The organism is Wenzhouxiangella sp. AB-CW3, assembly GCF_014725735.1.
GTDB lineage: Bacteria > Pseudomonadota > Gammaproteobacteria > Xanthomonadales > Wenzhouxiangellaceae > Wenzhouxiangella.
Window position 1 is genome coordinate 1,610,681 of record NZ_CP061368.1, and the last position, 18,754, is coordinate 1,629,434.

At 62.0% G+C, this 18,754-nt stretch carries 17 protein-coding genes and 2 tRNA genes; 11 read left to right on the plus strand and 8 right to left on the minus strand.

Annotated features, from left to right (window positions below; all coding sequences use genetic code 11):
• Window positions 1-7: 7 nt before the first annotated feature.
• From IC757_RS07000 to IC757_RS07020, 5 genes are all read right to left on the minus strand, one after another.
• Window positions 8-1,063, minus strand: coding sequence for a 2-oxoacid:ferredoxin oxidoreductase subunit beta (locus IC757_RS07000; RefSeq protein WP_190976628.1), 1,056 nt, complete (start codon window positions 1,061-1,063; stop codon window positions 8-10).
• Window positions 1,060-2,886 (minus strand): 2-oxoacid:acceptor oxidoreductase subunit alpha, encoded by a 1,827-nt coding sequence (locus IC757_RS07005; protein WP_190976629.1) that lies wholly within the window; start codon window positions 2,884-2,886, stop codon window positions 1,060-1,062. Before IC757_RS07005 ends, IC757_RS07000 begins: the two co-directional genes overlap by 4 nt.
• Before the next feature lie 57 nt (window positions 2,887-2,943).
• On the minus strand, window positions 2,944-4,752 hold the full coding sequence (locus IC757_RS07010) for an FAD-dependent oxidoreductase (RefSeq protein WP_190976630.1): 1,809 nt from the start codon (window positions 4,750-4,752) through the stop codon (window positions 2,944-2,946).
• A gap of 305 nt (window positions 4,753-5,057) precedes the next feature.
• A tRNA-Ser gene (locus IC757_RS07015) sits at window positions 5,058-5,150 on the minus strand.
• Window positions 5,151-5,304: 154 nt separating this feature from the next.
• Window positions 5,305-5,387: transfer RNA gene (locus IC757_RS07020), tRNA-Ala, on the minus strand.
• A 438-nt stretch (window positions 5,388-5,825) separates the two neighbouring features.
• Between IC757_RS07020 and IC757_RS07025 the strand changes: the two genes are divergently transcribed.
• A complete protein-coding gene (locus tag IC757_RS07025; RefSeq protein WP_190976631.1) occupies window positions 5,826-6,416 on the plus strand; it encodes a class I SAM-dependent methyltransferase in 591 nt (196 codons plus the stop codon).
• Window positions 6,417-6,529: 113 nt separating this feature from the next.
• On the opposite strand, the gene mgtE is transcribed toward IC757_RS07025, so the two are convergent.
• Both mgtE and IC757_RS07035 read right to left on the minus strand, forming a co-directional pair.
• Window positions 6,530-7,891, minus strand: a complete 1,362-nt coding sequence (mgtE, locus tag IC757_RS07030) for a magnesium transporter (protein WP_190976632.1) — start codon at window positions 7,889-7,891, stop codon at window positions 6,530-6,532.
• A gap of 128 nt (window positions 7,892-8,019) precedes the next feature.
• Window positions 8,020-8,700, minus strand: coding sequence for a hypothetical protein (locus tag IC757_RS07035; RefSeq protein WP_190976633.1), 681 nt, complete (start codon window positions 8,698-8,700; stop codon window positions 8,020-8,022).
• 494 nt (window positions 8,701-9,194) lie between these two features.
• Here IC757_RS07035 and rpsF point away from each other — a divergent pair, with 494 nt between their 5' ends.
• From rpsF to IC757_RS07080, 9 genes are all read left to right on the plus strand, one after another.
• On the plus strand, window positions 9,195-9,674 hold the full coding sequence (gene rpsF, locus IC757_RS07040) for a 30S ribosomal protein S6 (RefSeq protein WP_190976634.1): 480 nt from the start codon (window positions 9,195-9,197) through the stop codon (window positions 9,672-9,674).
• 4 nt (window positions 9,675-9,678) lie between these two features.
• On the plus strand, window positions 9,679-9,903 hold the full coding sequence (gene rpsR, locus IC757_RS07045; RefSeq protein WP_190976635.1) for a 30S ribosomal protein S18: 225 nt from the start codon (window positions 9,679-9,681) through the stop codon (window positions 9,901-9,903).
• A gap of 16 nt (window positions 9,904-9,919) precedes the next feature.
• A complete protein-coding gene (gene rplI / locus IC757_RS07050; protein ID WP_190976636.1) occupies window positions 9,920-10,375 on the plus strand; it encodes a 50S ribosomal protein L9 in 456 nt (151 codons plus the stop codon).
• A 176-nt stretch (window positions 10,376-10,551) separates the two neighbouring features.
• A complete protein-coding gene (gene dnaB / locus IC757_RS07055; protein ID WP_190976637.1) occupies window positions 10,552-11,925 on the plus strand; it encodes a replicative DNA helicase in 1,374 nt (457 codons plus the stop codon).
• A 28-nt stretch (window positions 11,926-11,953) separates the two neighbouring features.
• Complete coding sequence (gene alr / locus IC757_RS07060) at window positions 11,954-13,051, plus strand: alanine racemase (RefSeq protein ID WP_190976638.1); 1,098 nt, start codon at window positions 11,954-11,956, stop codon at window positions 13,049-13,051.
• 30 nt (window positions 13,052-13,081) lie between these two features.
• Window positions 13,082-14,422 (plus strand): tRNA (N6-isopentenyl adenosine(37)-C2)-methylthiotransferase MiaB, encoded by a 1,341-nt coding sequence (gene miaB / locus IC757_RS07065; protein ID WP_190976639.1) that lies wholly within the window; start codon window positions 13,082-13,084, stop codon window positions 14,420-14,422.
• Window positions 14,423-15,388 carry a PhoH family protein gene (locus tag IC757_RS07070; protein ID WP_190976640.1) on the plus strand — a complete coding sequence of 322 codons (966 nt, stop codon included), beginning with the start codon at window positions 14,423-14,425 and terminating at the stop codon, window positions 15,386-15,388.
• Window positions 15,372-15,851 carry an rRNA maturation RNase YbeY gene (gene ybeY, locus IC757_RS07075; protein WP_190976641.1) on the plus strand — a complete coding sequence of 160 codons (480 nt, stop codon included), beginning with the start codon at window positions 15,372-15,374 and terminating at the stop codon, window positions 15,849-15,851. The genes IC757_RS07070 and ybeY overlap by 17 nt, the downstream gene beginning before the upstream one ends.
• 36 nt (window positions 15,852-15,887) lie before the next feature.
• Window positions 15,888-16,727: an HlyC/CorC family transporter gene (locus IC757_RS07080; RefSeq protein ID WP_190976642.1), complete on the plus strand. Its 840-nt coding sequence runs from the start codon at window positions 15,888-15,890 to the stop codon at window positions 16,725-16,727.
• Here IC757_RS07080 and IC757_RS07085 read toward each other — a convergent pair.
• The gene (locus IC757_RS07085) at window positions 16,715-17,488 is read right to left on the minus strand and encodes an alpha/beta hydrolase family protein (protein ID WP_190976643.1); all 774 of its coding nucleotides are present in this window, start codon (window positions 17,486-17,488) and stop codon (window positions 16,715-16,717) included. The genes IC757_RS07080 and IC757_RS07085 overlap by 13 nt on opposite strands.
• Window positions 17,489-17,581: 93 nt before the next feature.
• On the opposite strand from IC757_RS07085, the gene IC757_RS07090 reads away from it, so the two are divergent.
• Entirely contained in the window at window positions 17,582-18,751 is a 1,170-nt protein-coding gene (locus IC757_RS07090) for a DUF4105 domain-containing protein (protein ID WP_190976644.1), read from the plus strand.
• Window positions 18,752-18,754: the final 3 nt, after the last annotated feature.

Consider the following 18,754-nt stretch of genomic DNA (forward strand, 5'->3'; position numbering starts at 1 on the left):
CGCCGCACTATCTCATTTTTTCCTGCAGCGTCTCCAGCGCGTCGGCTCCAGGATTGAGGTGCTCGAAGCCGGTATCGCGCAGTGGTTGCCGCGCCGTGCCGGAGAGCTGATGAAACTCGGGCAGGTCCTGATCCAGGTAGAGCAGGCCGGTGACGACCTTGCCTTCGGCGCGATGCCTTTCCAGGTACTCCAGCGCATGCGCCCGGTCGCCCGGGTCGTAGTCGGCTTCCAGCTTGCGGAAGCGGATGACCGAGTCATCGTGCAGCCTCACCGGCAGCTCTTCGCCTTCCTCGTAGTTGGCCTCAATGGCCTCGGCGGGCTCGACCAGGTCGGCGCTAGTAACCGACTCGTGGTTTTCGCGTGTCCAGGCATAGCTCTTGGTCGAGCCCTCGTGATCGTTGAAGGTCACGCAGGGGCTGATGACATCGAGCACCGCGCAGCCGGGATGTGCCAGGCCGGCCTTGATCAACGGCACCAGTTGCTGCTTGTCGCCGGAAAAACTGCGGGCGGCAAAGCTGCCCCCCAGCGAAATGGCCGCGGCCACCGGGTCGATGGCCTGCTGGCGGTTCTCGATGCCGGCCTTGCTCTTGCTGCCGGGATCGGCCGAGGCCGAAAACTGCCCCTTGGTCAGTCCGTAGACACCATTGTTTTCGATGATGTAGAGCAGGTTGAGGTTGCGGCGAACGGCATGGGCAAACTGTCCCATGCCGATCGACAGCGAGTCGCCATCGCCGGATATGCCCACGGCAATCAGATCGCGGTGCGCCGCCAGCGCACCGGTGGCCACCGAGGGCATGCGCCCGTGCACGGAGTTGAAGCCGTGGGCGCCACTGAGGAAATAGGCCGGAGTTTTGGACGAACAGCCGATGCCCGACATCTTGATGACCTGCTCGGGCTTGATGGACAGCTCCCAGAAGGCCTGCACCAGTGCGGCAGTGACCGAGTCGTGACCGCAGCCGGCACACAGTGTCGACATGCCCCCTTCGTAGTCGCGTATCGTCAGGCCCAGCGGGTTGCGTCGCTGACCGGCCCACTCAACTTTCGGCTTCCTGATGAAGCTCATGCCACGGCCTCCTTGCGAATATGGTTTCGTATGCGCTTGCTGACGGCATCGGACGGGATGGGCAGCCCGTTGTAGTGCAGGATGGACACCAGTTTCCCGGGATCGACATCCGTTTCCAGTTTCAGCAGGGAGCGCATCTGTCCGTCACGATTCTGTTCAACCACGAACACCGTGGCGTGGTTGTCGAGAAACTCGTGGACCTCGTCGCTGAAGGGAAACGCCCGCAAGCGGAGATAGTTGGCGTGGATGCCATTCCCGGCCAGCTGATCCAGCGCCTCGACCACGGCGCCGTGCGAAGAACCGTAGGCGATGATGCCGATATCCGTGTGATGTCCACTGTCGATGCTGACCGGGGCCGGTACCATGCCGCGCGCGGTTTCCCACTTGGTCAGCAGGCGGTCGACCACCTCCTGGTACTCGCTGGCGTCCTCGGTATAGCCGCCCAGCCGGTTATGGCCCGAGCCGCGCACGAAGTAAGCCCCCTTGCGATGAGAACCGGGCAGGGTTCGGTAGGGTATGCCGTCGCCGTCGACATCATCGAAGCGATGGAAGGCTTCCAGTTCCTCGAGCTCCTCGGCACTGAGGATCTTGCCGCGCTCGGGGCGGTAGTCGTCGTCCCAGGTCAGTTTCGGGACCATCCAGTCGTTCATACCGATATCCAGGTCCGAGAGCACGAATACCGGGGTTTGCAGTTGGTCGGCCAGGTCGAAGGCGGCGACCGACAATTCAAAGCACTCGCGTGGATCGGCCGGTAGCAGCACCGGGTGGCGGGTATCGCCGTGCGAGCAGTAGGCCGTGGCCATCAGGTCGCATTGCTGGGTGCGCGTGGGCATGCCGGTCGAGGGGCCGACACGCTGCACGTCGAAAAACACCGCCGGTATCTCGGTGTAGTAGGCAAAACCGATGAACTCGCCCATCAGCGAAATGCCGGGTCCGGATGTCGGCGTGAAGGCCCGGGCCCCTGCCCAGCTGGCGCCGACGACCATGCCGGCGGCAGCCAGTTCGTCCTCGGCCTGGATGACGCAATAGCGTTTTTCTCCGCTGTCCGGATCGGTCCGGTAACGCTTGCATAGCGATTCGAAGGCATCCATCAGCGAGGTCGAGGGCGTGATCGGATACCATGCGCCCACGGTGGCCCCGGCGTAGAGGCAGCCCAGGGCCGCGGCCTGGTTGCCGTCAATCAGAATGTGATCGTTGGTGCCGTTCATCGCTTCGGCCCTGACCGGCAGCGGGCACTCGAAGTGCTCGCGCGCGTAGTCATGGCCCAGGGCAATGGCCTGCATATTGGGTTCGATGAGCTTCTTCTTGGCGGCAAAGGTTTCTTCGATGAGCCCGCGGACCACATCGCCGTCAATATCCATCAGTGCACACAGGGCGCCGACATAGGCGATGTTCTTCATCAGGATGCGCACGCGGGCCGGGGCGAAGTGGCGATTGACCATGTCGGCCAGCGGAATGCCGATCAGGTGCACATCCTCGCGTGCCAGTTGCCCGTCGCGCGGCCAGCTTGAGTCATAGATCAGGTAGCCGCCCGGGCTGACCTCGGCCAGGTCCTGCTGGTAGGTCTGGGCATTCATGGCCACCATCATGTCAACGCGTCCGGTACGAGCGTTGTATCCGGAATGATTGGCACGGATCTCGTACCAGGTGGGCAATCCCTGGATGTTGGATGGAAACAGGTTCTTGCCGGTCACCGGGATGCCCATGCGAAACAGGGCCTTCATCAGCAGGGTGTTGGCCGAGGCCGAACCGGTGCCGTTGACAGTGCCGATCTTGATGACGAAGTCGTTGATGTGGTGGGGGGTTGAATCAGCTCCGGGCACGATGATGATCTCTTCCTCTGGAGTATCGGGTAGTGCAAACGGTTGTGTTCACGAACATCAGCCTGTTTTCTGCTGGCGGCATGGCATGACGTCGTGATCGCGGGCATAGGGGATGTCGACAAAGGATTTCTGCATATCCCAGGCCGCCGTCGGGCAACGTTCGGCGCACAATCCACAATGCAGGCAGACGTTCTCGTCCTTGACCATCAGGCGACCGGTCTGCTCGAGCTGCTCGGAGATAAAGATCGGCTGCTCGGTGTTGTCCGCCGGGGCCGTCAGCTTCTGCCGCAGGTTGTCTTCGTCGTCGGCTCCGGGCGTGATGGTCAGGCACTGGGTTGGACAGATGTCGATACAGGCATCGCATTCGATGCACAGCTTGTCGAAGAACACGGTCTGGATGTCGCAATTGAGGCAACGCTCCACCTCGCAGGCGGTCTGCTCGGAGGTAAAGCCCAGCTCGACTTCGGTATCGATTTGGCGGAAGCGCTCGGTCAGCGGCACGTGCTCCATCTGGCGCCGGGCAGCCGGTTCGAAGTCGTTGGAGTAGCTCCACTCGTGAATGCCCATCTTGCGAGTCGACAGCTTGACCGTGCGCGGCAGGCGTTCGGTCACCGGCTTGTCATGCACGTAGTTGTGAATCGAGATAGCGGCCTGGTGACCGTGCTCCACGGCCCAGATGATGTTCTCCGGGCCGAAGGCGGCATCACCGCCGAAAAACACGCCGGGCAGGGTGGACTGATAGGTCTCGCGATCGACCACCGGTTCGTCCCACTCGTTGAACTCGATGCCGATGTCGCGCTCGATCCAGGGAAATGCCGTTTCTTGGCCAATGGCAAGAATGACATCGTCGGCTTCGATGAAGGTTTCCTCGACCACCCGACTGTCAGTGATGTGCCCGTCCTCGATGTCGTACTCCATCACCTCGAAGCGCATGCCTTTCAGCTGTCCATTTTCGACCACGAATTCCTTGGGCGAGTGGTTGATCATGATCTCGACCTGCTCTTCCTCGGCATCCTCCAGCTCCCAGTCGGATGCCTTGAAGAACTGGCGTGGCTTGCGCGCCATGACCTTGACGTCGTTCGCGCCCACGCGCAGGCTGGTGCGGCAGCAGTCCATGGCCGTGTTGCCCACGCCGATGATCAGCACCTTCCGGCCGATTTCTTTTGTGTGGCCGAACGCCACCGACTCAAGCCATTCGATGCCGATGTGGATGTTGGCATCACCTTCTTCGCGGCCGGGCAGGTTCAGTTCCTTGCCCTTCGGTGCGCCAGAGCCGACAAAGACCGCATCGTATCCCTCCGCCAGCAGCGCCTTCATGCTGTCGACGGGTGAGTTCAGACGCAGGTCCACGCCCATGTCGACGATGTAGCCGATTTCCTCGTCGAGCACTTCCGCCGGCAGGCGGAAAGCCGGAATGTTGTAGCGCATCAGGCCGCCGGGCACGTCCAGCCGCTCGAATATGGTGCACTCGTACCCCAGGGGCATGAGATCGTTGCACACGGCCAGGCTGGCGCAACCGGCCCCGATCAGGGCGATGCGCTTGCCGTTCTTCTTCTCCGGGATGGTCGGCAGGCGCGAGCGGATATCTTCCTTGTGGTCGGCCGCCACACGCTTGAGCCGGCAGATGGCGACCGGCTTTTCATCCACGCGCCCGCGCCGACAGGCCGGTTCGCAGGGACGATCACAGACCCGGCCGAGAATGCCCGGGAAGATATTGGATTCGCGATTGACCATGTAGGCGTCGGTGAAACGCCCCTGTGCGATCAGGCGGATGTATTCGGGAATGTCGGTGTGGGCGGGGCAGGCCCACTGGCAGTCCACCACGCGGTGGAAGTACTCACTGTCGCCGGTCTCGGTCGGCTTCATCTATACGGCTCCTGGTGAGCGAAAAGACCTTTTCGCTCAAGCATACCGAAATCGTGGGCGGGGGGCTAGAAAATGGGGGGATGCGGGAAAGAAAAAACCCCGCTTGAAGCGGGGCTTTTCAATGATGGCGGAGAGGGAGGGATTGCTGCGCCCGCTAAGGCGGGCTTGCCCTTCGGGCTGAAGTGCTGCGCACTTCAGCGAGCTCACCGCGCTACGCGCGGTTCGGTTCGAACCGGGGTTCTCATCCGTGATCCCCCTCACCACGATCATTAAAAAACCCGCCACGAGGGCGGGTCTTTTAATGATGGCGGAGAGGGAGGGATTCGAACCCTCGATACGGGTATAAGCCGTATACTCCCTTAGCAGGGGAGCGCCTTCAGCCACTCGGCCACCTCTCCGTCTAAACCGTATTGTAGCCGCCAAACGCTGGCGGTTTGTTTGTCCCTTTCGACCCGGGCGGCACTTGCGCGCCGCGAGAGGGAGGGATTGCTGCGCCCGCTTTCAGCGGGCTTGTCCTTCGGACTGAAGTGCTTCGCACTTCAGCGAGCTCGCCTGCGGCTCGGTTCGAACCCTCGATACGGGTATAAGCCGTATACTCCCTTGAGCCAAGGGAGCGCCTTCAGCCACTCGGCCACCTCTCCGTCTAAACCGTATTGTAGCCGCCAAACGCTGGCGGTTTGTTTGTCCCTTTCGACCCGGGCGGCACTTGCGCGCCGCGAGAGGGAGGGATTGCTGCGCCCGCTTTCAGCGGGCTTGTCCTTCGGACTGAAGTGCTTCGCACTTCAGCGAGCTCGCCTGCGGCTCGGTTCGAACCCTCGATACGGGTATAAGCCGTATACTCCCTTGAGCCAAGGGAGAGCCTTCAGCCACTCGGCCACCTCTCCGTCTAAACCGTATTGTAGCCGCCAAACGCTGGCGGTTTGTTTGTCCCTTTCGACCCGGGCGGCACTTGCGCGCCTTCATGCCCCTGTCATCAAGGCGCGCAAGGATAACCCCGAATTGGTTTCGGGTAAAGGCCCCGGCTGATAGAATGTCACGAGACGATTCGGAGCAGGAATTCCAAGGAGCATCAGTTGGAAGAGACGGGCAAGGGCAGTGCGCGACGCGGGACACGCGGCCTCGATTTTTTTCGTGGCTTTCTCAGAAGCCCGGAGCAGGTCGGCTCCATCATTCCCAGTTCACGCTTCCTGGAGCGACGGATTGTCAATGTTTCCGGGCTGGCCGACGCCATCACGGTGGTCGAGCTGGGCCCGGGGACCGGCGGGACCACCCGGGCTATTCTCGATGCGATGCGACCGGACGCGAAATTGCTGACCATCGAGCTCGATCCACAGTTTTCCAGCATCCTTGAGAGTATTGGTGACCCGCGCCTGCTGCCGCATACCGGCAGCGCGGCCGACCTGCCGGATATTCTGAAATCGTATGATCTGCCGGCACCCGACGTGGTGATTTCCGGCATTCCCTTCTCGACCATGCCGCGCGAGGTCGGCAATGCCGTGCTCGAAGCCGTGCGCGACAGCCTGACACCCGGCGGGCGATTCGTGGCCTACCAGTTTCGCGGTCATGTCGGTCGCATGGGGCGCCCCATCCTGGGCGACCCGGAAGTCGAGCTGGAGCTGCTCAACGTACCGCCGATGCGCTTTTATCGCTGGTCGCGCCAGTAGAACCTCTCTGTGTTGCGGGCTGCCGGCAGCCGATGCGGTGGCCGGATCCGGAAAAGTAAACGGCCGGTCGTGTGATGACGACCGGCCGTTTTTTCATGACACCGGATTCCCGGTCAGGCCGCGGCCGCCAGGACGTCGCTGAGCACTACCGTCGCAATCGAGAAGTAGATGATGATGCCGCCGATATCCGCGATCGATGTGATCAGGGGCGCACTCGCTGTGGCCGGGTCGAGCTTGAAGCGGGTCAGCAGGAACGGCAGCAGCATGCCCACCATCGAGCCGAACGTCACCACGCAGACCATGGCCAGTGAGGTGACCAGGGCAATTTCGTAGCCGCCCCGGTAGAAGCCGATCAGCGAGACGGCCAGGCCCATGCTCACACCCAGGGCGACGGCCACGCCGAACTCCTTGGCCCATAGCCTGAACCAGTCGCGCAGATGAACATCGCCGGTGGCCAGGGCGCGCACCATCAGGGTGGCCGACTGCGAGCCGGCATTACCCCCGGAGTCCACGATCAGAGGCAGGAAGAACACGAGAACAATCACCGCCTCGATGGTTTCCTCGAAGTGCGCGATGGCCTCCCCGCCGAACAGATTCATGAAGACCAGGATCAGTAGCCAGCCGACGCGCTTGCGGTAGAGCAGTGAAGGGCTGGCGTCTTTCAGAGAGATGTTGAGTGCGCCGGCACCACCGATCTTATGGAAGTCCTCGGTGATCTCCGCCTCGGCCACGTCCATGATGTCGTCGACGGTGACAATGCCCAGCATCACGCCGTTGCGGTCGGTGACTGCCAGGGTATTGATGTCGTAGTGCTGGATGACCTGCACGGCTTCCTCGCGGTCGGCAGAGGCCTGAACCGAGTAAAACTCGCCGTCCATCAGTTTTTCGACCTTCGCATCCTGCCGAGCCAGAATCAGTTCTTTGAGGCGAATGGCATCAACCAGGTGGCCGCGTTCATCGGTCACGAACACGAAGTTCACCGTCTCGCCGCGGTCGGCCTCGTGACGGATATGGTCAAGTGAGCGTGCCACCGTCCAGTCCGGCCGGATCGACACGAAGCGTGGGGTCATCAGTCGACCGATCGATTCCTCTGGATAGCCCAGGAGTTTCAGCGACTGCTTGAGATCCTCGGGAGCGAGCAGCTTGAGCTGGTTCTCGAGCTCTTCCTTGGACAGGCTCTCAAGGAACGCGGTCCGGTCATCGGGCAGCAGCTCGTGCAGGATTCGCCGCGATTCACCGGTTGACAGAGCTTCGAGCAGGTCGCGCTGCTGCCCTTTGCCGAGGTATGAGAAGGTGTCGGTCTGCCGTTCTTCCGGAAGGATGCGCAGTAGCCGGGCTTGCTCGTCAACATCAAGCTGCCCCATGGCCTCGGCGATGTCCTGTACGGGCATGCCGTCGAGGGTTTCGGCCACTTCCTTCTGCTTGTCCAGGCGCAGCAGGGCGATGAGTTCGATGATTGCACCTTTTTCAGCCATGATGGCTACTCCTCAGGTATTTCCGTAGTGTTCTTGTCCCCCGCCGAACTGGCGGGATGGATCGATCTGTATCAGGCGGGTCGTCCGACCCTGCGCCAGGCACCGAGTCGGCCCCTGTGTGCCTGGCCTCAGAAGGCAAAAGCCAGTCCGACGGTGACAAACCAGTCGTTGTCGTCACCGGTCAGCTCCTGGCCAACTGCAATATCAAGGTGTTCCACCGGGCCGCCCAGTGGCGTGCGCAGGCCAAGCTGGGCCTCGGTTTCGGCGTCGGCGCCTTCTCGATAGACCTGGCCGATGACGGTCAGGCGCTCGAATGCGTCCCATTCGACGGCGCCCCCGAGGTATCCGCGATCCCGGCTGGTTTCGCCGCGCTCGTGGATCCAGCCCAGGTTGCCGTGCAGGGTGATCGGGGTATCGGACAGCACGTAGCTGAATGGCACGTTGACAAGCCAGTCTGCGACTTCGCCGCCTTCGTAGCCGGCATGAACCATGATTGCGGCGCCCATCTGACCGCTGGCCAGGGGTTCGAGCTGGTACTTGATCTGCGGCTCGAAACGATTGCTGCTGACGCCGTCTTCATCCAGATGCTGAAACTCAGCAATCAGTTCCACCGGAAGGCTCCCGGGGCGCCAGAATGCCGAAAAGGCCGACTCGGAGTTGTCGCTGTCGAGCACTGTATGCCAGAGCTCGGCGCCGAATTCCCGTGGGTCGGGAAGGTCGGCATCGTCGACGGGGTAATGCCCGCCCACCGACCAGGCGGTGACCGGCAGACACAGCAACAGAACAGGAATCAGTCTGGATATTCTCATTGCCTTAACCTCGTTGGTGCTGTTCATGGCGACAATGACAGCCAGGCAAGGTCGACGCCGTCAGCAGCATGTACCCGTTGCATACCCCGCAGGCTCCACGGCGAACGCGCAGGCTGGCGCGCCGGCGCGGGGCGGTAAACGAGTCAGGGTGCTCGGGTGGGGGCGGCAGTCCGGCATGAGTCTTCGCCAGGCTGCCCGGGGAAACAGACAGGCTAGTGAAGACGCACTCGCGAACAACCGTCGCTGATTCGGTGACGACTCAAAACCTGCCTCCCATGCTTGCTGAAAACGGGTTCAAGTATAGCGGTCGAGCCTGTACTGTCAAGGAAGCGCCGGGCAAAGTTGCGCGCATTTAATGGCGTGGGGTATACTAGCTGGCTTGGTTTTCGGGCATTAGTGCCGGGAGCCGCCTTGCTCCACGGCCGACGCTGTTGTCGGGCCGGGGGCTTTGGAGGCCCGCTTGAGCGGGCTTTACAAAACCGTAAGGAGTAACAATGAGACATTACGAAATTGTTCTTCTGGTTCATCCGGACCAGAGTGAGCAGGTGCCCAGCATGCTCGAGCGCTACCAGAGCCTGGTCGAGGAAAAGGGTGGCAAGGTCCACCGTAGCGAAGACTGGGGTCGACTGCAGCTGGCCTACACCATCGCCAAGCTGCACAAGGCGCACTACCTGATGATCAATATCGAGTGCGGCAAGGACACGCTTGACGAGCTCGAAGGTATCTTCCGTTTCAACGACGCCATTCTGCGTCACCTCATCGTGCGCAAGGACAAGGCCGAGACCGAGCCTTCGGTCATGCTCAAGCGCAAGGAAAACAAGGATGAGCGCGAAGGCAAGCGGGAAACGCGTGATTCCAGTGAATCCAGTGGCGATTCCGACGATCAGGATGATTCGAATTCGGACGGTGACGATTCCGGTGACGATGCCGAGTCGGATGCCGACTCCAACGAAGAAAAGCAGGCGGAGGCTTGAAGCAATGGCGCGATTCATGAGACGACGCAAGTATTGCCGTTTTACCGCGGAAGGAATCGAAGAGGTCGATTACAAGGACATCGATCTGCTCAAGGATTTCGTCGGCGAAACCGGCAAGGTGGTGCCGAGCCGTATCACCGGCACCAAGGCCAAGTATCAGCGGCAGCTGGCCACGGCCATCAAGCGCGCCCGCTACCTGGCGCTGCTGCCATACAGCGACAACCACTGAGTACCGGGGTGACGAGATGAAGCTGATTCTTCTGGAAAGTATTTACAACCTCGGCGAGCTGGGCGACACGGTCACGGTTCGTCCGGGCTATGGCCGCAATTTCCTCCTGCCGCGCGGCAAGGCCGTGCCGGCCACGAAGGCCAATGTCGAAGCCTTCGAGGCCCGTCGCGAGGAACTGCAGCGCCAGGCGCAGGACAAGCTGTCGGCCGCCGAAGCCCGGCGCGAGGCCATCGATGGTCTGGACGAGGTGGTGTTCGCCGTGCCGGTCAGCCCCGAGGGGCGTTTGTACGGTTCCATCAATCCGAACGAGATTGCCGGCAAGCTGACCGAAATGGGCTTTACGGTCGAAAAGGCCGAGGTCGACATGCCCGAAGGTCCGATTCGCGAACCGGGTGAGTTTACGGTGGGCCTGATTCTGCACGCAGACGTTCAGACCGAAGTTCAGATCAAGGTTATTGCCGCCGAGAGCTGATCGCAAGTGCATGATTCGCTTCCGGCGCGGGCTGGAAGCGCTTTCAAGCGGCCCGGGTTTTGCCCGGGCCGCTTGTCGTTCCGGCTGTCGTACCTGGCGGGAAGAGCCATGGTCACTGGCCCTGTAGTAAGCTAAACTGATCGGCCTTCACCGCAGAATCCACCTGGCGTAACACCGTGGCTGAACCGAGAATCTCGTCGCTGACCAACGTCAAGGCGCCGCCTCATTCCAACGAGGCGGAGCAGTCCCTGCTGGGTGCCCTGATGCTCTCGGCCACTGCCTGGGACAAGATCGCCGACCAGGTCGACGAGAGCGATTTCTACCGAGAAACCCACCGGTTGATCTACCGGTCCGTGTCCGAGCTCAGCCAGCAGGGTCAGCCCTGCGATGCCATTACCGTCACCGAGTGGTTTTCGCGCCACGACCTGCTCGACCGCGTCGATGCCGGTGCCTACCTGACGATGCTGGCCAACGAAACGCCGGGCCCGGCCAACGTGGCCGGCTATGCCCAGATCATTCGCGAAAAGTCGATTCTGCGCCAGCTCATCGAGATTGGTACCGATATTGCCGATACGGCACTGAATACGGCCGGGCGCAGCAGCAAGGAGGTGCTCGAAGAGGCCGAGCAGCGCATTTACGCCATCGCCGACCAGGGCGCGCACCGCTCTTCCGGGTATGTCAGCGTGCAGCAGGTCATGGCCGAAGCCATGAATCTGCTCAATGACCTGCAGGAAAACGAGGGTGAACTGACCGGTGTACCCACCGGCTTTACCGACCTCGACGGACATACCTCCGGATTGCAGAAGACCGACCTGGTCATCGTTGCGGCGCGCCCGTCGATGGGCAAGACCAGTTTTGCCATGAACATTGCCGAGCGGGCCGCAATCCGGCACAAGGTGCCGGTGGCGATCTTTTCCATGGAGATGTCCGACGTGCAGCTGGTCATGCGCCTGTTTTCCTCCTTGGGCCAGATCGACCAGAACCGCCTGCGTACCGGCAAGCTGGAAGGCCATGACTGGGTCAACCTGCGTTCTGCCATGAGCATGCTCAAGGGAGCGGGCATCTTCATCGACCAGACCCCTTCCTTGTCGACAACCGACCTGCGGGCCCGGGCCCGGCGGATGAAGCGTGAGCACGATATCGGCCTGATCGTGGTCGATTACCTGCAGCTGATGAAAGCGCCCGGACTGTCCGAGAACCGAACCAACGAGATCAGCGAGATCTCGCGCAGTCTCAAGGCGCTGGCCAAGGAACTGGATCTGCCGGTGGTCGCACTCTCGCAGCTCAACCGCGCGCTGGAACAGCGTCCGGACAAGCGCCCGAAAATGGCCGATCTGCGCGAATCGGGCGCCATCGAGCAGGATGCCGACCTGATCCTGTTCATCTATCGGGACGAGGTCTACAACGAGGATTCAACCGACAAGGGCAAGGCCGAGATCATCATCGGCAAGCACCGAAACGGGGCTACCGGCAAGGTCGATCTGACTTTCCAGGGCGAGTATGTCCGCTTCCGTGACTTCGTCTACGACCATTACCACCAGGATGGTTGAGTCCGGCCTCCACCGAGCCTGATCGCCCATGGCACGAAACACCCTGGCCCGCATCTCCACGGATGCCATTGCCGCCAATCTGGCGCGGGTACGCGCCTGCGCGCCCGATAGTCGGGTCATGGCCGTGGTCAAGGCGGATGCCTACGGCCATCGCATCGACCTCTGCCTGTCCGCACTCAGGAACGCCGACATGCTGGCCGTGGCCACCATCGAGGAGGCCCGTGCGATCCGACGCCTGGGCAATGGATTGCCGGTGCTGCTTCTGGAAGGGGTGAATGATCCGGGCGATCTGGCCATCGCCGCCGAGTTGGGGCTGGAGCTGACCGTTCATCATCCCCGTCAGGTCCAGGCTCTGGAGCGTTTCGGGCGAGCGATCAGCCGTCGACTGTGGCTGAAGATTGATTCGGGCATGCATCGTCTCGGCGTCGATGGCGGTCAGGCGGCGGTGCTCCATCAACGAATGCTGGATTTGCCCGGTGTCGAGCAGGTCAACCTGATGACCCACCTGGCCTGTGCCGAAGAGTCCGATCACCCGCTCAATAGTCGTCAGCTAGAGCGCTTTGACCGCACCGTGGCCGGGCTTGAAGGCGAGCACTGCCTGGCCAACTCCGCGGCGATCTTCAACTGGCCGGCGGTGCACCGGGACTGGGTCCGGGCCGGTATCGTGCTCTATGGCATTTCGCCCATGAGCGAGGGCAGCGGCGCTGACCTGGGGCTGGCGCCCGCGATGACGTTGAGCTCCGAGTTGCTGGCGGTCAACCACGTGGCGGCCGGTGAATCCATCGGTTACGGCGGCCGTTATGTGGCCTCGCGTGACATGCGCGTGGGCGTGGCCGCGATCGGTTACGGCGACGGCTATCCGCGTTCGATCCGGGACGGCGCGCATGTGCTGGTCAATGGACGTCGTTGCCGGCTGGCAGGGCGGGTGTCGATGGACATGATCACCATTGATCTGGCCAACTGCCCCGAGGCCGGGATCGGTGACCCGGTCTTGCTCTGGGGTGAGGGACTGCCGGTCGAGGAGGTCGCACGCGCTGCCGATACCATTCCCTACGAGCTGGTCTGCCGGATTACCCGCCGGGTGCGCTACCTGGCTGCGCCGCGACCGGTGCGTGCGGTAAAATAGCCGGTCTTATCAGCGATTTCTGGTCAATTTATGGCGGGCAAGCTCTACATCCAGACTCACGGTTGCCAGATGAACGAGTACGACTCGGAGAAAATGGCCGACGTCCTCGCGGCATCCCATGGTCTGGAGCTGACCGAACGGGCCGAGGAGGCCGATGTCATTCTCGTCAACACCTGTTCCATTCGCGAGAAGGCACAGGAAAAGGTGTTTTCGCAGCTGGGTCGCTGGCGGCCGCTGAAGGAAAAGCGCCCGGACCTGGTTATCGGCGTGGCCGGATGTGTGGCCAGCCAGGAAGGTGAGGGCATTGTCCAGCGCGCGCCGTTTGTCGACATGGTGTTCGGGCCGCAGACCATTCACCGTCTGCCGGGCCTGCTCAACCAGGCCAGGTCCGGCGCGGCGGCCATCGACACCAGCTTCCCCGAAATCGAAAAGTTCGACCACCTGCCCACTCCGGGCGCCAAGGGTGCAACCGCCTTTGTGTCGATCATGGAAGGTTGCTCGAAGTACTGCTCGTTCTGTGTCGTGCCGTACACGCGCGGTGAGGAAGTGAGCCGGCCGCTGGATGATGTGGTCGCCGAAGTGGCCGAACTGGCCGGGCAGGGCGTCTGCGAGATCAATCTGCTGGGTCAGAACGTCAACGCCTATCGCGGCCCCATGCATGACGGCGGCACGGCCGACCTGGCGCTGTTGATCCGCTATATCTCTCATATCGAGGGTGTTGAGCGTATCCGCTTCACCACCTCGCATCCGGTCGAGTTCACCGACAGTCTGATCGAGGCATTCGGCGAGGTGCCGCAACTGGCCAATTACCTGCATCTTCCGGTGCAGTCGGGCTCGGACCGGTTGCTGGCCCTGATGAAGCGCGGGCATACGATTCTCGAGTACAAGCAGAAAATCCGCCGCCTGCGCAAGGTGAGGCCGGATATCGCGCTGAGCTCGGATTTCATCGTCGGCTTTCCGGGTGAGACCGAACACGATTTTCAGCAGACCCTGGATCTGGTGCGTGAACTGGAGTTCGATCAGAGCTTCAGCTTCATCTACTCGGCGCGGCCCGGCACGCCGGCTGCATCGTTTCCCGACAACGTGTCACTGGACGAGAAGAAGGGCCGGCTCAAACGACTTCAGGATCAACTCAACCGCCAGGCGAAGGCTTATGCCGAAGCCATGGTGGGTACGACGCAACGTGTGGTCGTTGAAGGCGCGAGCAAGAAGGACAGCGGAGAACTGGCCGGCCGCACCGAGAACAACCGGGTGGTCAACTTTCCGGGTCCGCCGGAACTCATCGGGCGCATGACCGAGGTCACCATCACCGCGGCCATGGCCAACTCGCTGCGTGGTCGCCTGGCCAGCCCTGATACGGCAGTGGCCTGAATGAGCACATCCCTGGAAGACAATCTGACGCTGGAACTGGAACCGGTCGATAACGAGCGACTGGCCAATCTCTGTGGTCATCTAGACGATCACCTGCGCCTGATCGAGCACCGGCTGGGCGTGTCGATTGCCGCGCGCGGCAACCTGTTCAGCCTGGAAGGTCAGCCCGATGCCACGCGTGCGGCGCGGCGCGTGCTGCGGCAGCTCTACCGCCAGGCCGAGTCCGAGGTGCTGACACCGGCCACGGTGAACCTGCACCTGCAGGAATCAGGTCTGGATGAACCCGAACCCGAGGAGGTCGATGCCGGCATCCGGACCCGCCGCGGCATGATCCGGGGTCGCGGTCCCAACCAACGCCACTATCTCAAGCGCATCAGCGATTGCGATGTCAATTTCGGGGTGGGGCCGGCCGGTACCGGCAAGACGTTCCTGGCCGTGGCCTGTGCTGTCGATGCCCTGGAGTCCGACCGGGTGCAGCGTATCGTGCTGGTGCGTCCTGCCGTCGAGGCCGGCGAGCGCCTGGGTTTTCTGCCCGGTGACCTGGCACAGAAGGTCGATCCCTACCTGCGCCCCTTGCACGATGCCCTTTACGAAATGCTCGGTTTCGAGCGCGCCGCCCGGCTGACCGAACGCAATGTCATCGAGGTGGCTCCGCTGGCCTACATGCGCGGGCGCACCCTCAACGATGCCTTTGTCATTCTCGATGAGGCGCAGAACACCACGTCGGAACAGATGAAGATGTTCCTGACCCGCATCGGTTTCGGTTCCAAGGCGGTGATTACCGGCGACATGACGCAAATCGATCTGCCTGCGGGAACCACCTCGGGCCTGCGCCAGGCCATTGCACTGCTCAAGGACGTGGAGGGCGTGAGCCAGACCTTCTTCGACGCCCGTGATGTGGTTCGCCATCCCATCGTGCGGCGCATCGTCGAGGCATATGAACAGGCCGATGCGCGCAAGTCCTGAAAGCACCCCGGAGCGCCTGGTCATCCAGCGCGTACATGACGGACCCGAGGTGCCCGCCGACGAACTGTTCAGCCGCTGGGTGGATGTGGCGCTGGCTGACCTTGATGATGTCGGGCTGGTCCTGAGAGTGGTTGGCGAGGACGAAGGGCGTGAACTCAATCGACAGTGGCGTGATCGTGACCATGCGACCAATGTGCTCAGCTTTCCCGCCGATCTGCCGCCTGGCACGCCCTGGCGATTTCTTGGCGATATCGTGCTGTGTGCCCCGGTGATTGCGCGCGAGGCCGAAGCGCAGGGCAAGCCGCTTCTGTGGCACTGGGCCCACCTGGTGATCCACGGTATCTTGCATCTGCTCGGGTTTGACCATATGACACCTGATCAGGCCGGAGAAATGGAGTCGCGCGAGGTCGAATTGCTGCGTACACTCGATATCAGCGATCCCTACATCAGCATTGACGACTGATGCCGGTCCTGACAGCCGACAACCATTCATGAGCTCATGAACGACGATACTTCCGACAGTAGCAACGCCTCCTCGCGAGGCTGGCTGGAGCGCATTGGACGCGCCTTTGGCAGTGATCCACGCAGTCGCGACGACCTGGTCGAGTTGCTGCGTGACCTGAGCCGGCAGGGTTTGATCGACACCGATACGCTGGCCATGCTGGAAGGCGCGCTGGAGGTCGACGAGCTGCAGGTTCGCGATGTCATGATTCCACGCTCGCACATGGTGGTCATTCCCGCCGGTGCCGAACTGACCGATATCCTGCCCATCATCATCGAGTCTGGCCACTCCCGTTTTCCCGTTGTCGGCGAGGACCGCGACGAGGTGCAGGGCACACTGCTGGCCAAGGATCTGCTCAAGCTGGTGGCCAATGGCGATGACGTGGTACTGAGCGATCTGGTGCGCCCGCCTGTCATCATTCCCGAGTCCAAGCGCCTCAACGTGCTGCTGCGCGAGTTTCGCATCAGCAAGAATCACATGGCTATTGTGGTCGACGAATATGGCGGGGTCTCCGGGCTGGTGACCATCGAAGACGTTCTGGAGGAAATCGTTGGCGATATCGATGATGAACACGATCCCGATGCCATCGCCGATATCCAGCGTCTGGAAGAAAACAAGTACCTGGTCCAGGCCCTGACCCCCATCGACGACTTCAACGATGCCATGGGCACCGACTTCAGCGATGGCGAGTACGACACCATCGGCGGTCTGGTCGTGGCCGAGTTCGGTCGCCTGCCCGAAGCCGGGGAATCCGTCGATATCGGCAACTGGACGTTCGTCATCACCAGTGCTGACGATCGTCGCCTGCATGCGGTGGAAGTCTTTCAGACCTCCTGAGAACCGTCGTCGACGAAGCGTTCGGCCCAGGCGGCAATCATCGCGGCAACCCAGTGCGCATCGGCCGGTCTGGTGAGCAGATGATCGGCATTGTCCAGGCTGACAAAACTCCTGGGATGTCTGGCGGCGGTGAAAATCCGTTGGGCATGGTCGATGGAGACTACCTCGTCGACCGGCGAGTGCATCACCAGCAGGGAGCGTTCTAGTCGGCGGATGCGTTCGTCGAGGTCGTGTTCGCGCGCATCTTCGATGAAATCCCGCCTAATGCGGAAGCGACGCCCGGCGAGCGTGACCTCGGCCGAGCCTTCGGTCATGATCTCGTCGAGGCGCTCGTCGAAATGCCCGATCACGTTGTCGGGAGTCGACGGGGCGCCGATCGTGGCGACGGCACGAACCGAATCCAGGCGCTCGGCCACGGCCAGGCAGGCCGCCCCGCCCAGGGAGTGGCCCACCAGCAGTTGCGGCGGTGCCAGTTCGCTGCCCAGCCACCGGGCGGCGTCTTCGAGGTCATCCAGGTTGCTGGAAAAATGCGTGTCGGAGAAATCGCCGTCGCTTTCGCCCAGGCCGGTGAAATCGAAGCGCAGCACGGCGTAGCCGGCTTCGGCCAGACGGGCCGTGATCTCGCGTGCAGCACGGATGTCGCGCCCACAGGTAAAACAGTGTGCAAACAGGGCACAGGACTTTATGCGATTTCCGTCGGGTTGGTGAAGATTTCCGGTCAATCGGGTCCCGGTGCGATTTTCGAACTGGATTCGTGACATGGTGTGGCGGAACCTTGCGTGTTGGTGGTGCCAGCGTCCAGTATGACTCTGAATTGGGTAACATGCGCTAAGTATTCTTCCGGAGATCCATGAATGAGAGCCCTTTGGGCCACGGTGCTGGCGCTGTTTGCGCTTGCACCCACCGACGGCAATGCACAGGAAGCCTGGCTGGTGACCTATGGGCCGGGCGAGGAGGTCTGGGAGCGCTTCGGACACAATGCCCTGTGGCTGGTCGACGAGGAAAGCGGCCTGGACCATACCTTCAGCTTCGGCTACTTTGAGCTCGACCGCGCGGGCTTCTACTTCGACTTTGCCCGCGGCATCATGCGCTACTACGGTTCGTCCGCCACTTCGACACGGGAGTTCGAGTTCTACCGCGGGCGTGACCGCTCCATTACGGCCCAGCGCCTGGACTTGACACCATCGCAGGTGCGCTGGCTGCATCGCCTGCTTGACGATGCGATCTTTCCGGTTCCCCAGTACTACGACTACGACTACTACTTTGCCAACTGCTCGACCTGGCTGAGGGATCTCATTGACAAGGTCACCGCCGGTTCACTGGCCGAGTTCATGCATAAGCAGCCGGCTCGGCAGAACTTTCGCGAGCACACCAGTCGGCTCAATATGCAGCGCCCCTGGCTGCATGCCGGACTGATGACGCTGCTCGGTCCGGAAATCGATCGTGAGCGCACGGCCTGGGAAGAAGCCTTTCTGCCCGAGGCGCTGGCGTACTGGATCGAGCAGCTTGCGCCGGGCGGACAATCACTGGTCACCGAAACCCGTGTGATTCATGACCCGCAGGTCCATCAGCCACCCGAATCCGACACCATTCTTTGGTGGTTCTACCTGCTGCTGGGTCTGCTTGGCGTTGTGCTGGTCACGTTGCCGCTGTGGCGGTCAACCAGTGCCTGGACCCTGCTGCCGTGGCGAATCGCGGTGACGGGTTACGGACTGGCCGGTGGGCTGATTGTTCTCATGTGGCTGGCAACCGCCCATTATCCGGTTGCCGGCAACCTGGTGCTGTTCTTCCTGCATCCCCTGTGGTTGCTGTTTCTGCTGCCTGTCGGTCGCAACGTGAAGATGACTGTCTGGTGGCTGCTGGCCGCGGCAACGGCGGCCGGTGCCGTATTGCTGGCCTTGCCGGACGGTCCACAGTATCGTGCCGATCTGCTGCTGTGGCTGGTACCCATGACGGTGGCGATGCTGTGGACCGGGAGAAGAACCGGCCAGATCACCCGGGAAGCACGTGATGCTGCCGGCTAAGCG

What these genes read in the sequence shown, in the direction of transcription:
- IC757_RS07000 (WP_190976628.1), bottom strand. Translation starts at nt 1,063, where the DNA reads ATGAGCTTCATCAGGAAGCCGAAAGTTGAGTGGGCCGGTCAGCGACGC.
- IC757_RS07010 (WP_190976630.1), bottom strand. Translation starts at nt 4,752, where the DNA reads ATGAAGCCGACCGAGACCGGCGACAGTGAGTACTTCCACCGCGTGGTG.
- mgtE (WP_190976632.1), bottom strand. Translation starts at nt 7,891, where the DNA reads ATGGCTGAAAAAGGTGCAATCATCGAACTCATCGCCCTGCTGCGCCTG.
- IC757_RS07035 (WP_190976633.1), bottom strand. Translation starts at nt 8,700, where the DNA reads ATGAGAATATCCAGACTGATTCCTGTTCTGTTGCTGTGTCTGCCGGTC.
- rpsF (WP_190976634.1), top strand. Translation starts at nt 9,195, where the DNA reads ATGAGACATTACGAAATTGTTCTTCTGGTTCATCCGGACCAGAGTGAG.
- rpsR (WP_190976635.1), top strand. Translation starts at nt 9,679, where the DNA reads ATGGCGCGATTCATGAGACGACGCAAGTATTGCCGTTTTACCGCGGAA.
- rplI (WP_190976636.1), top strand. Translation starts at nt 9,920, where the DNA reads ATGAAGCTGATTCTTCTGGAAAGTATTTACAACCTCGGCGAGCTGGGC.
- alr (WP_190976638.1), top strand. Translation starts at nt 11,954, where the DNA reads ATGGCACGAAACACCCTGGCCCGCATCTCCACGGATGCCATTGCCGCC.
- miaB (WP_190976639.1), top strand. Translation starts at nt 13,082, where the DNA reads ATGGCGGGCAAGCTCTACATCCAGACTCACGGTTGCCAGATGAACGAG.
- IC757_RS07070 (WP_190976640.1), top strand. Translation starts at nt 14,423, where the DNA reads ATGAGCACATCCCTGGAAGACAATCTGACGCTGGAACTGGAACCGGTC.
- ybeY (WP_190976641.1), top strand. Translation starts at nt 15,372, where the DNA reads ATGCGCGCAAGTCCTGAAAGCACCCCGGAGCGCCTGGTCATCCAGCGC.
- IC757_RS07080 (WP_190976642.1), top strand. Translation starts at nt 15,888, where the DNA reads ATGAACGACGATACTTCCGACAGTAGCAACGCCTCCTCGCGAGGCTGG.
- IC757_RS07085 (WP_190976643.1), bottom strand. Translation starts at nt 17,488, where the DNA reads ATGTCACGAATCCAGTTCGAAAATCGCACCGGGACCCGATTGACCGGA.
- IC757_RS07090 (WP_190976644.1), top strand. Translation starts at nt 17,582, where the DNA reads ATGAGAGCCCTTTGGGCCACGGTGCTGGCGCTGTTTGCGCTTGCACCC.